This is a genomic window from Bradyrhizobium sp. Pa8 (assembly GCF_052588265.1).
In genome coordinates, this window is sequence record NZ_CP176767.1 from 870,364 (window position 1) to 883,030 (window position 12,667).

General features: G+C 63.7%; 7 protein-coding genes and 1 pseudogene. 2 read left to right on the forward strand and 6 right to left on the reverse strand.

From position 1 onward, the window contains the following. Positions 1-238 precede the first annotated feature (238 nt). Positions 239-1,183, reverse strand: coding sequence for a penicillin-insensitive murein endopeptidase (mepA, locus tag ACKWRH_RS04110; RefSeq protein WP_445219428.1), 945 nt, complete (start codon positions 1,181-1,183; stop codon positions 239-241). A gap of 476 nt (positions 1,184-1,659) precedes the next feature. Here mepA and ACKWRH_RS04115 point away from each other — a divergent pair, with 476 nt between their 5' ends. Then, a complete protein-coding gene (locus ACKWRH_RS04115; RefSeq protein ID WP_445219429.1) occupies positions 1,660-3,828 on the forward strand; it encodes a putative bifunctional diguanylate cyclase/phosphodiesterase in 2,169 nt (722 codons plus the stop codon). A gap of 84 nt (positions 3,829-3,912) precedes the next feature. Here the strand turns inward: ACKWRH_RS04115 and ACKWRH_RS04120 are convergent, their stop codons facing one another. Then, the gene (locus ACKWRH_RS04120; protein ID WP_445219430.1) at positions 3,913-5,064 is read right to left on the reverse strand and encodes an acyl-CoA dehydrogenase family protein; all 1,152 of its coding nucleotides are present in this window, start codon (positions 5,062-5,064) and stop codon (positions 3,913-3,915) included. 403 nt (positions 5,065-5,467) lie between these two features. Here ACKWRH_RS04120 and ACKWRH_RS04125 point away from each other — a divergent pair, with 403 nt between their 5' ends. Next, a complete protein-coding gene (locus ACKWRH_RS04125; RefSeq protein ID WP_445219431.1) occupies positions 5,468-6,643 on the forward strand; it encodes an acyltransferase family protein in 1,176 nt (391 codons plus the stop codon). A gap of 121 nt (positions 6,644-6,764) precedes the next feature. On the opposite strand, the gene ACKWRH_RS04130 is transcribed toward ACKWRH_RS04125, so the two are convergent. From ACKWRH_RS04130 to ACKWRH_RS04145, 4 genes and pseudogenes are all read right to left on the reverse strand, one after another. Then, entirely contained in the window at positions 6,765-8,159 is a 1,395-nt protein-coding gene (locus ACKWRH_RS04130) for a hypothetical protein (protein ID WP_445219432.1), read from the reverse strand. Between the two features lie 300 nt (positions 8,160-8,459). Continuing rightward, positions 8,460-9,680, reverse strand: a complete 1,221-nt coding sequence (locus ACKWRH_RS04135; protein ID WP_445219433.1) for an MFS transporter — start codon at positions 9,678-9,680, stop codon at positions 8,460-8,462. A gap of 973 nt (positions 9,681-10,653) precedes the next feature. After that, positions 10,654-10,953 (reverse strand): annotated as a pseudogene (locus ACKWRH_RS04140) (winged helix-turn-helix domain-containing protein); the annotation flags it as partial. Positions 10,954-11,064: 111 nt separating this feature from the next. Continuing rightward, the gene (locus tag ACKWRH_RS04145; RefSeq protein ID WP_445219434.1) at positions 11,065-12,651 is read right to left on the reverse strand and encodes a winged helix-turn-helix domain-containing tetratricopeptide repeat protein; all 1,587 of its coding nucleotides are present in this window, start codon (positions 12,649-12,651) and stop codon (positions 11,065-11,067) included. Between the last annotated feature and the right edge of the window lie 16 nt (positions 12,652-12,667).

The window sequence follows — 12,667 nt, forward strand, 5'->3', positions numbered from 1 at the left end:
GCGGCGAAGCGATCCTAGCGCACCAGGGGAGGCGCACCAACTCTCTAGTTCGTCATCCCGGGGCGCGCGCAGCGCGAGCCCGGGATCCATAGCCACAGGATTGTGTTTGGCGAAGACTCGGAGTTACCGCCTCGCGCAACAACCATTCCCTGTGGTTATGGGTCCCGGGCTCGCTTCGCGCCCCGGGACGACGGCGGTGGGTGAGGCGGCAGCGTACGCTACCAAGCTGTAATACGCCCTACGGCTTCGTATCCGCCGCGTGCAGCACCACCTTGCAGGCCGCCGGCATCTGCGCCAGCGTCATCGGCGGCTTTGGCTTCGGCGGCTCCGGCGGAGGCTTCGGATGCAGCACGGCGTCGCTGAACCAGTAGGCGAGGTCGGACGGGTTGCAGCCTTCGTCCTCGGATTGCGACGACTGGCCTTCGCATTCGCGCGAGCCCGCCGGGCAGCGCATGCGGATGTGGAAGTGATAGTCGTGGCCCCACCACGGCCGGATCTTCCAAAGCCACGAGCGGTCGCCCTTGGCCTCGCGGCACAGCGCCCTCTTGATCGCGGGATTGACGAAGATGCGCTGCACCGCCGGCTCCTGCGCCGCGTCGCGCAGCACCAGAACATGAGCAGGCGTGAACACCTTGGGGTCGATGTCGAGCCGATCCTGGCGCACCATCATCACCGCCGACATGTCCTCGCGCTCCTCGCGCGACAAGCGACGGTCCGGCATCGGTGTCAGCCAGATGTCGGCATCCAGGCCAATTTGATGGCTGGCATGGCCCGACAGTGCCGGCCCGCCGCGCGGCTGGCCGATGTCGCCGACCAGAATGCCCGGCCATCCGGCGTCCTTGTGCGCCCTGGCGGCGAGCCGCTTGATCAGCGCGATCATGTCGGGGTGGCCGTAATTGCGGTTACGCGACAGCCGCATCACCTGCCAATTGTCGCCGTTGAGCGGCATCTGCATGGCGCCGCCGATACAGCCCTTGGTGTAGGAGCCGATGACATGAGCCGTTCCCTTCGACGGCAGCAGCTTTCGCGCGAACAGCTCCTTGGCGCCGATGCTGGGATCGTTTGGATTGGCGAGCGGCGGCAGCGGTTTTGGGTTGACGCTGCCCTTGTCCTGGGCCAGCGCGGCGCCGGCGGTCAGGAACGTCATGACGAGCAGGAGAGGGGCGAGGCGGCGGGGACTCATGCTGTCACCCTTATAACCCAACGCGGCGCCAGGATGTCAGGGTTAAGAAACAATCCCTCGGCTGAAATATCGTCCGAAAGTCGCAGTTCCCTACGCGGGGCCGGCCGATTTTTAACGACGCGATAACCCTCTCGTGCATTGACCAAAATTCGTGCGTGGGAGGCGTGCTCGCTGCCTTCTGCATGCATTCGCGCGCGATCTCGGAAATGATTCAAGGCAGCGCGCAATTTTGCGCCATCGCGTTCTCCGATGACGACGATGTGATGGGCTTGGCGCGCCCGGCGGCGCTGCCGCGCCGCGCAAAGCGGCAATTAGGGCTGCTTTGCTGCGGCCACCAGATCGTGCGACCGACCGGCAAGCCGCCCAAGATTACTTTTTTTTCAGACACTTGCCCCAAAACTTGCGGCCACTGGGCGCGACTGGGACGTATCAAGTTGAGTTTGGGGTCTCGAAAAACAACAAAGCGAAAGGGAGGCGTGCTCGCCCGGGCTGGCCGACAGCCGCGCAAGCCGCGCTTCGCGCGCGCGCCTCGACCCGTTTCCGAACGCGACGAACTCCTGCACCGCCGCGCCGAGGCGGAGGCCGCGATTGCCGAGGCCCGCAAATCCCATGAGCGCCTGCGCCAGGCCATCGACCTCCTGCCGCAAGGCATCGTGTTTCTCGATGCCGAAGGCCGCTACGTGCTCTGGAACAGGAAATACGCCGAGATCTACAGCAAGACCGCCGATCTGTTCGAGGAAGGCGCGCGCCTCGAGGACACGCTGCGCATCGGCGTCGCGCGTGGCGACTATCCCGAGGCCGCCGGCCACGAGGACGAGTGGATCGCCGAGCGGCTGCAGAAGCTCTATCAGCCCGGCGCACGCCACGAGCAGATGCTCGCGGACGGCCGCGTCATCCTGATCGACGAGCGGCTGACCGACGACGGCGGCGTGGTCGGCCTGCGCGTCGACATCACCGAGTTGAAGCAGCGCGAGGCCTCGTTCCGCCTGCTGTTCGACGGCAATCCCGTCCCCATGATCGTCTGTGCGCTCGACGACGAGCGCATCCTCGGCGTCAACGATGCCGCGATTTCCCATTACGGCTATAGCCGCGCTGAGTTCGAGAAGCTGAAGATCCGCTCGTTGCAGGCTTTCGACAGCGAGCCGCCCTGGACCACCGATCGCTCCAGCGAGGAGCAGGCCGCGCGCACATGGAAGCACGTCAAGGCCGACGGCGCGCTGATCGACCTTGCGATCTATTCGCGCGAATTGACCTATGCCGATCGGCCCGCGGTGCTGCTTGCGCTGATGGACATCACCGAGCGCAAGCGCGCCGAGGCGCGGCTCGCCTTCATGGCCCAGCATGACGGGCTGACCGGCCTGCCCAACCGCAATCTGCTGCGCCAGCAGGTGGACGAGATGCTGCTGCATAGGCGGCGCAGCTCCGACAAGGTCGCGCTGCTGATGCTGGGGCTCGACAATTTCAAGGCGGTCAACGACACGCTGGGACACGCGGTCGGCGACAAGCTGCTGCGCGGCGTGGCCAAGCGGCTGCGCTCGACCTTGCGCGAGGACGACGCGCTGGCGCGGCTGAACTCCGACGAGTTCGCGATCGTGCAGAGCGGTCTGGCCCGGCCGGAAGATGCGGTGATGCTGGCAAAGCGCCTGCTGGAAGCCATCGCAGATCCCTATCTGCTCGACGGCCATTCCGTGGTGATCGGCGCCTCCATCGGCATCGCGATGGCGCCCGGCGACGGCGATGATTCCGAAAAGCTGCTCAAGAACGCCGACATGGCGCTGTCGCGCGCCAAGGCCGATGCCCGCGGCACCTTCGCCTTCTTCGAGGCCGCGCTCGATGCCAAGGCGCAGAGCCGGCGCAAGATCGAGGTCGAGCTGCGCGACGCGATCCAGAACGACGTGCTGCGGCCCTACTATCAGCCGCTGGTCGATCTCTCGAGCGGCCGCATCACCGGCTTCGAGGCGCTGGTGCGCTGGCCGCATGCCGAGCGCGGCATGGTCTCGCCAGCCGACTTCATTCCGGTCGCCGAGGAAACCGGCCTGATCAATCCGCTCGGCGGCCTGATGCTGCGCCGCGCGTGCCTGGATGCCGCGACCTGGCCCGACGACGTCCGCGTCGCCGTCAACCTGTCGCCGCTCCAGTTCCGCAGCGGCAATCTGCTCTCGGTGGTGACGGACGCGCTGAAACATTCCGGCCTGCCGGCGCGGCGGCTGGAGCTCGAGATCACCGAGACGCTGCTCTTGGAGAAAAGCGCGCACGTGCTGGCGACGCTGCATGCGCTGCGCGCGCTCGGCGTCCGCATCTCGATGGACGATTTCGGCACCGGCTATTCCAGCCTCAGTTACTTACGCAGCTTCCCGTTCGACAAGATCAAGATCGACCAATCCTTCGTGCGCGATCTCGGCGCCAACCGCGAGGCCCAGGCGATCATCCGCTCCATCGTCAGCCTCGGCAAAGGCCTTGGCGTCACCATCACCGCCGAGGGCGTCGAGACCGAAGCCGAGCTGAGCTGCCTCCGCGCTGAGGGCTGCGACGAGGGCCAGGGCTTTCTGTTCAGCAAGGCCCGACCCAACGCCGAGATCATCAGCCTCTTGGCCGCCCAGCGCGGCATCGATGGGGCGGACGGGAATGCCGCGATGGTGGCTTGAGCGGATACCGGCGTCAGGGACGCGTCGCTCTCTCACTCCCTCGCCCCGTTCTTACGGGGAGAGGGTGAGCAAGCCCGCCGCGCATCACCCCTCCGCCAAAATCGCCTTCCCCACATCCTCATAATGCGTATCCCGCGCCTGGATCTGCTGCGCGATGGCGTGCATGTCGCGAAACCGCCGCTCGAACGGATTGCTGCGGAACACCGCTGTCGCGCCGGCCATGTGATAGGCCGCGTCGACCACCTTCGCCGATTGATGGATCGTCCAGGTCGCGGCCAGCCGCACCGCGCTCCGCTGCGCTGGGCTGAACTCGCCGGTCGCGCAGAGGTCGTGCCACATAGCAAGCGCCGTCGCATAGAGATAGGCGCGCGCGGCGCGTAAGTCCCCCTCGGTGCGGCCGATCAGGCCCTGGACAGCCTGGTTGTCGCGCATGACGCTCGCTGCCAGCGACTGGTGCTTTGCCCGCGACAAGGCGATGGCGGCATCCAGCGTCGCGCGCGCGACGCCCAACGAGACCGCGGCAAAGCCGAGGCTGAAGGTCGAGCCGGTGCCGATCCTGTAGAGCGGGCCCTTCTCAACCAGCGCCGACGGCACGTCACGGAACGCCGTGAAGCGCTCGGGAATGAAGAGGTCGCTCACCTCATACGAATCCGTGCCGGTGCCGGCGAGCCCGATCGCCTGCCAGACGTCATGCAGCACCGCGCTCGCAGCCGGAAACAGGATGGTGCGAACCTCCGGCGAGCTGTCGGCATTTCTGCGCGGCGTCCCGTCGGTACCGAGGATGCGGACATGCGCCCCCAGCCAGCTCGCCTGCCGCGAACCCGAGGCAAAATCCCAGCGCGCCGTGACGCGATAGCCGCCCTCGACCGCACGCGCCTCATGCGCGATCGCGCCCCAGGCGAGGATGCCGGGAGCTGTGTTGAAGATCTCATTTGCGGTGTGGTGGTCGAGCGAGGCTGCGATCATCGCGCAGACGCTGCATTGGCCGAGACACCAGGCCGTCGAGGCGTCCGCCTTCGCGAGCTCCTCCAGCATCTGCATGAAGATGTTGATGGGGGCCTCGGCACCGCCGAGACTCTGCGGCAAAAGCGCGCGATAGAGCCCGCTCTCGATCAGCGCGCTGACGACCGCGGGCGTCAGCCGTCGCGTCCGCTCGATATCTTCCGCCTCGCCCGCAATCAGCGGTGCGATGGCGCGTGCCCGCTCGACCAGGCCAAACCCGGGAGTTGCGTTCATGCGCGTTTCCTCGCCCCTTCTGCCGTGAGCAGTCAGGGACGATGGTGGTTTATTTGGTAGTGAGGATCAAGACCGTGCCTCCGTCATTCCGGGGCGTGTGACGTGTCCGCCGAAGCTCGGAGGGCGAAGGCCTCGACTCCATCGGTGGGCGGCAAGTCGAGGACCTGTCATTGCGCCCGCGCAAATCGCCCTTGTTGATTTGACGGTGAGAGCAGGTTGCTGGTGCGACGCGCAGCGCCTTGCCGGTGTCATCGTAACTTCGCAAAGGCGCTGCAAAGGATTACGCGCGCGATCCATCTCATGCAACTTGGCGCCCTCCCGAAAGATGACGTGGCTTTTGGTACGGCCGCGACTGAGCTCATTAAACTCACGGCATGACAATAAAGAAATTCAGAGGACTTCCGTGACCATCGGCCAACGATTAGACGAGGTTCAGGGATTTGGACCTGGCTTTGATTTCCTGCGCATATTCCTGGCCGTCAGCGTCGTGCTGATTCACGCTCCGCTGATTACCGGAACGTGGTCACCGCTCGATCCGGTCTGGATGTTTCAGTTTTCGATCCTGCCGATGTTCTTCGCTCTCAGCGGCTTCCTGATCGGGGGAAGCGCCCAACGGCTCGCGTTCAGCTCGTTCATCCTGAACCGCGGGTTCCGGATCATGCCGGCCTTGGTCGTGGAAATCGTTCTCTCGGCGCTGGTTCTCGGACCGCTCGTGACGAGCTTGGATCTCGCCTCCTATTTCAGCGACGAACGGTTCTTCAGGTACTTCCTCAGCATTGTCGGTCTCATTCAATACGAGCTGCCAGGCGTCTTTGAGAACGCCCACTATACGAGGTTTCTCAACGGGCACGAGGTGGGGATTGTCAACGGGTCGCTGTGGACCGTCCCGCATGAGATGTTCTGCTACCTCGTCATGTCAGCCATCATCCTCTTGGGTCTGCTCAAGAGACCTCTCTTGGTGCTGTCATTCACAATTCTCGTCGTGTCCGGCGGCATCGCGCTTCAACTGACGGCACCGCATCCGGGTCGCATTCTCGACTCGCTCACTTACATCTTTGCCCAGCGTGGCTCCGCGCGCCTTATTCCAGCGTTTCTTGCTGGATTGCTCGTCTACCAATTCCGGCATGCGATACCACTCAGGTGGTCGCTCGTGGCGGGTTGCTTCGCCGGCCTTGCCGCGATCCAATTCATCGGGACGCAAGACTGGATTGCATCAGTGCTCGTCCAGGCCATAACCACACCGATGCTGGCCTATGTCACGGTCTTCTTGGGATTGACGCCGCTTCCAAGGCTTGGGATTCTCAACACGGGTGATTACTCCTACGGAATCTATCTTTATTCCTGCCCGATTCAGCAAACTGTGAATTGGCTGCTGCCGGACATTCGCAGCAATGCCTTCAATTTCATCACCAGCCTGGTACTGACGGCACTGTTCGCGGCCTTCTCTTGGCACTTCATCGAGAAGCCCGCACTGAAGCTGCGAAAGAGCTTTTCTTTGCGGCGGCCCACACACCAGGACGACAAGACGCTCGCCGTTGAACCGACACCGCTAACGGTACCCTCCCGGGAAATCGCCTAGGCAGAGAATGCGGTTCGAAATCTTGCGACTGAACTGTTCGCGGTTGCCAGAAAATGGGTTTCGCGTTGAAGGGTGACACCTCCACCCCTCTCAGGCAACGACTTGGCTACGCCCCTGGATATCAAGTCCCGTTGGCGAAATTCAGTGTCACGACCTTTGTGCTGTCGAGGGGGGAAACATCGCGGATAGGCGCGGCAAGAATTTCACCATATCCCTGAAAGATCCCTGTGACGGTTGCCGGATCGTGGGATCCGTTCACGACGAAGAGGTCCAGCGCGACATGGGGCGGGGCGTATGACGTTGAAACGGACAGCCGCGCCTGCGTGATCAGGTTGGCCTGGTTCATCACGATGCCCTGCCGGTGCGTCAGGATGGGGTCCGGGTAGGGGAAATTTCCACCCAGCGTCGACGTACAGTCGAACTTCCAGGCATTGGAAGCCAAGCCGCCCAGACCGCCACTAAAGTCGGTTGCGTCCAGCTGCATCGTCCCTGCGATCGCCCAGTTCGAGCAGTTTGGATTGCCGTTGGCTTCTCCCGTCATCACTCGAAACCAGGCGTTGCCGCCGCCCGCGAGCTTGAGCGAGAAAGGCTTGAGCCTGCGAAATCCGGAGCCGTAAATCGGTGACACGATACCCATCGGAGCAGCATTGCCGCTGGACGCAAGCGCGCCGGCAAAAGAGGGACCGCTTTCGACCATCCAGTAGAAGAGGGAAAACGACGTCTGACCGAGCTGCCAGCCGACATAGTTGATGTCGGATTGCTGGATCCCGACGTCACCCTTCTTCGCGGCAGCAAACGCATGCGTGTGGGAATGTCCGTCCGGTCCGAAAATGGTGGCCGTTCGACCGGCAAAATCATACTCGATCGAACAATTCAGCGGCGTACCGTCGGTCGGCCACGGCGTTTCCCACAAGCCGAAACCGAATACGCCGTCGTCCAAACCCTTCGTTCCGGTCGCGGTTTGCTGCAGAGTGTAGCCATCAGCCGCCACCTGCGCGTGAAAGAACTTGCCCTGCGTTTCCGTAAACTGGGTATCTGCAGAGGCGAACATCACTGAGTTCGCATTGGCGCGGTCGCCCGATCCGCCTGGGACGGGCAGAAAGGAAACGACCTCTGACTGTCGATAAAACGTGCCGGGCTGGACTGGCAGGTAGTTGTAGCAGTTGTCCTGGGCCGTCATGCGGGCGCCGACAATCTGCAACGTTGAAACGCCGGGTCCAGTGCAGAACCACGTTTGTCCGGTCGGGCTGACACGCCCCTGCACGGGCGTCCCGTTGGAAGCATCGAAATTGTCATAGATCGTTGGAGCCCTGGATGCGAGATTGGCGCGGGCACGCACGAGGATCGATGCGGATGCAGATCCGAAATTCATCCACACGGCCGCGTCGCGTGCGCCGCTCAGGCACTGCCAGATGGTGCCGGAAGCGACGTTGATCCATGTCGAACCGACCTCATAGCCTTGCGATGAGTCATTCGTCGCAGCCGGGTCACTGTTGGCCGAATAATTGTTCTTCACAATTTGATCTCCTCATTGGCCCGGGACTCAACGTGCGCCGTGCACAGCCGCTTTCGCGGTAGTGGCAGTCCGTGGGTATCCGCGGCAGTTGCATAGAGATAATCCGCGACGCCGCGATGACGTCGCACCGGACTGTTCGCTATCGCGATCGCTCCGGTTCGTGGCTCATGGCCGTCTTGCGCGGATCAAGAGGCGGTCTGACGGCTGGTGCACGACGCCCGGCGACGCCGAAGGACGCCGCTAGTGCACCGGCGCGTTCGACGAGATCGAAGCCTTGCGAGCTGTTCAGGCGTTGCTTCGTCAGGCCGCGGCGCGGCCGAGGTCGAGCCCTTGCCTGCGTCTGGTCGGAAAACTCAGCGCCACCGCGACGGCGGCGAGCCCGATCGCGAAGGAGCCGACGTGCAGCCAGGTGTATCGTTGGAAGTTGTCGAACACGAGCCCGCCGGCCCAGGGACCCAGCGCCATGCCGAGGCTGGCAAAGGCCGACACCGCGCCGAACACCGTGCCCATGATGCGCGCGCCAAAATATTCGCGGACCAGCACCGCATAGAGCGGCATCACCCCGCCATAGGCGAGGCCGAACACGACCGAGAGCGCGTAGAATTCCCCGAGCTGGGCCACCGCGAGATAGGTCGCGATGCACATCGCCTGCACGAACAGGCCGCCGACCAGCACGGGCTTTGCACCGATGCGATCGGCCGCCGCGCCGAGCAGCAGGCGTCCGCCGAGGCCTGAGACGCCGGCGACGCTGTAGACCGTGACCGCGGTGAGCGGCGCGATGCCGCACACCATCGCATAGGACACCATGTGGAAGATCGGGCCGGAATGCGCCGCGCAACACGCGAAATGCGCGGCCGCGAGCGCGATGAATTGCGGCGTGCGTAGCGCCTGCGCCGCGGTCAGCTCGATCTCCGGCGCCGCGTCGGTGCTTGCCGGGCCAGCCGCTTGCGGCGCCGGCCGCACCAGGAAGCAGGCCGGGATCAGCAGCGCCCATGCGGCGATGCCGATCACCAGCATCGCTGTGCGCCAGTCATAGGCCATGATCAGCCAGCTTGCGGTCGGCGCGATCGTCACCGGCGACACGCCCATGCCGGCAGAGACCAGCGCCACCGCGAGGCTGCGGTTCTTTTCGATCCAGGCGCTCGCGAGCGCCATCATCGGGGCGTAGAAGCTGCCGGCAGCGACGCCGATCAGCACGCCGAAGAACAGCTGGAATTGCCACAGGCTGGTCGCCTGGCTCGCGGTGACGAGGCCAAGCCCCAGCAACAGGCTTCCGGCGAGCACCACGATGCGCGTGCCGAACCGGTCCGACAGGGTGCCCCAGAAGAACGCGGCAACGCCCATGCAGAGGAAATCCAGCGTCGCCGCCGCCGACACGCCGGCGCGCGACCAGCCCATCGCTTCGGAGATCGGCTGCAGGAAGACCGCAAGCGACAGCATCGTGCCGAAGCCGACACAGGTCATCAGCGCTCCCGCGGCGACAACGACCCAGCCATAGTCGAACCCTGACGGCTTGCTCATGCGTTTCCTCGGCGCTTTTGCTCTTGTTGATGCGCGCGGGGATGGTGGCCCATCTGTCGGCGGAGGGCAAGGTTACGCGCAATGCGGGGGGTACAGAGCTCGCTGCCTTGCGGCGCCTTGCGCATCGGCACGCGCCATGGGCCGCCGCAACGTCGACTTAGGAGGTGTCTTGTGCCGCAGCTTCGCTGCCCCCGCGTGCCCGTTCCATTTGCCCCGGCCACCCGTAAGCCGAGATCAGGCTCATGTAGGCCTCAAGACCCGTGCCGGTCATATTGAGGGAGCGGCTGCACTGTTGGAGGGCTTCTTCATATTGACGGAGGTGCAAGTGTGCGACGCAGAGAAGCCGCGCCGCGATGGTATCCTGCAAGACGGCCAGGTTTGCGAGATCGCCGTCGAACCGATCCGACCAGATGTCGCGGGCGGTCTGAAGGTCGGTTAGAGATACGTTGACCCGCACCTGGTCTCCGTTGCGTCGCACCGCGCCCCGCACGGCCCAGCGGACGCGGAGATCCGTCCCGAGCTGCTGCAGATCAATCACCTTCTTCTTGTAGGTCAGGGCGGTGTCGCGTCCGACAACGAGAGTGGCGGGCGTTCGCGCGAGATCGGTGGTCAAGCCTGTCGAGATCACGTCGGCAAAGGAGTCCTGCGCCGGACCGTCGTTGAGGCTGGCGAAGGGCAACACGACGAGAGAGAGGCGAGGCGCGATCCCGGGCCTGACTGTCGGCTGTGCCTGGATATTCTGAGCTTCCCGTTGTGCGTCGGTACGGACCGTCTTCCAGGCATTCCAGTATCCGGCAACGCCACCGGCAATTGCGCCGATGGCAGCGACCGACGCCAGCACGCTGCCGACGAGCTTCAAACGGCCCCTGATGTCCTCCAGCCAACCGGCGGATCGCCGCTCGCCAACAGCGTTCGCAGAGGTACCCGGGATCGTAACAGCTGCCATAGTTCGTGGTTGCCGATCCTCATCGTGCACGGCGCCGACGAAACGAAAGCCCTTTCGTGGAAATGTCTTGATAAGACGTTGTTGCTGACCGGAGTCACCGATCGCGCGCCGGACGGCGTTCAGCCGGGTCGTCAGCGCCGCATCGGATACGATCCGGCCATTCCAAATCGCGTTGACGAGATCGTCCTTGCTGACGACGCGATCCCTGCTGCGGATCAAATGTTCGAGCAGATCGAGAACCTGGGGTGTCGTGGGCACCACATCGAGCCCGCGCCGCAATTCGCGCCGCTCAGTGTCCAACGCACAGTCCTCGAAGAAATAGCGCATGGCACCATTCTCCAAGCCTGCCCTCTATCCTCCGAGGGCGTGGGAGCTGCAATCCGTCGACAATAGGGCTTCGGTAGCGAAAATGTAAGCCGCGAACATCGGTCCACCCCATCAGGGAGTGGCAGCGCCGTGCCTTTTCGGAAGGCCCGCTTCGCAGAGACCCTTCTCGAAGATCGCGAAGTCATCTGCCCGGCGAAACGGTGCCAGATTCCCGAGATTGGCACGAAGATCCGGATTGCATTCAAGGGCTTGCAGGAGGGATCGTTGCGCTCGTTCATGCCGCCCGGCGAGTGCGTTGCTGGCTGCGGACATGCAGGTCACGAGCAGGAAACTCGTCTGACCACGCAGTGCACTCTCGGCGCATGATGCTGCCGCGTCATAGCGGCCCGCCAGAAAATGCGCATAAGCCATGGCCCCCTGCGCGTCGTAGTACATGGGCGGATCGAGCGGGCTAAGTCGCACGGCATGTGCGGCGTGCTCGAGGGCGAGATCCGGCTCTCCCCTCCAAACTCTCAGCCAGGCACTGGTGGCCCAGGCTTGCGCGAAGTTCGGGTTGTCAGCCAAAGCGCGATCCACGAAAGCAGCCGCGTCGTCGAACTCATGGGCGATGAAGGCGAGTGCATATCCACCCACGGACAGTGCAACCGGATCATTTGCTCCCAGTTCTACAGCCTTCCGGGCCAGCCGGGTGGCTTCCGCAATTTCCTTCGCCGGATCGCTGATCCAGCCATTCGCCTTGCGCCGCGCATAGCACCAGGCGGCCATGGCATAGCCACAAGCCAGTCGAGGGTCGAGTTCGGTCGCCTTGCAAAAGAGCTGCAGCGCCTCGGTGTTTGCGTTGTTGGACCAACGGGATTTCGCCAGGCCGCGCAGATAATGGTCATACGCATCCAGATTTTCGGGCGGCTTCCGCCTTGCCCGCTTGATCTCCTCGCGCTGCAGCTTCGGGGCGATTGCGCCTATGACACTGGACGTCAGATTGTCCTGCAGATCGAACATGTCCTCAATCGGGCCCTCAAAGCGGTCTGCCCAGAGATGCGTTCCAGTTTCGGCATCGATGAGCTGCCCCGCGATTCGAATGCGATTTCCGGCTTTGCGGACGCTGCCTTCGAGCACATAGCGGACACCAAGCTCGCGGCCGACCTGCTTTACGTCGACGACCCGGCCCTTATACGCAAAGCTCGAATTGCGCGCGATCACGAACAGCCAGCGAAAATGAGCGAGGGCCATCGTGATTTCCTCGACGATGCCATCTGCGAAATACTCCTGTTCGGGATCGGAGCTGAGGCTGACGAAAGGGAGTACGGCAATCGAGGGCTTATCCGGTAGTGGGAGAGCCGCTGTTCTCGCTTCTGACGGGCGAGGGACGGTTGAAGGATCCGGCTCCCGTACTTCCCGGACTGCTCCGACGAAACGGAAGCCCTTGCGCGGGATCGTCTTGATCAGGCGCTGCGCTTCCCCGCAATCGCCGACTGCCGTGCGGACGCCATTCATGCGGGTCGCAAGCGCGGCCTCCGATACGATGCGCCCCTTCCAGATGGCGTTCATGAGGTCGTCCTTGCTGACGACACGCTCCCTGTTGCCGATCAAGTAATCTAGAATGTCGAAGACCTGTGGCGCAACGGAAACAGCATCGGCCCCGCGATGCAGCTCGCGCCGATCCGTGTCGAGCACGTATTCATCGAAGAGATAGCGCAAGTTGCCACTCCCGTAG

Excerpts from the sequence above, each read along its gene's own strand:
- mepA (WP_445219428.1), bottom strand. The coding sequence starts at position 1,183 with ATGAGTCCCCGCCGCCTCGCCCCTCTCCTGCTCGTCATGACGTTCCTG.
- ACKWRH_RS04120 (WP_445219430.1), bottom strand. The coding sequence starts at position 5,064 with ATGAACGCAACTCCCGGGTTTGGCCTGGTCGAGCGGGCACGCGCCATC.
- ACKWRH_RS04135 (WP_445219433.1), bottom strand. The coding sequence starts at position 9,680 with ATGAGCAAGCCGTCAGGGTTCGACTATGGCTGGGTCGTTGTCGCCGCG.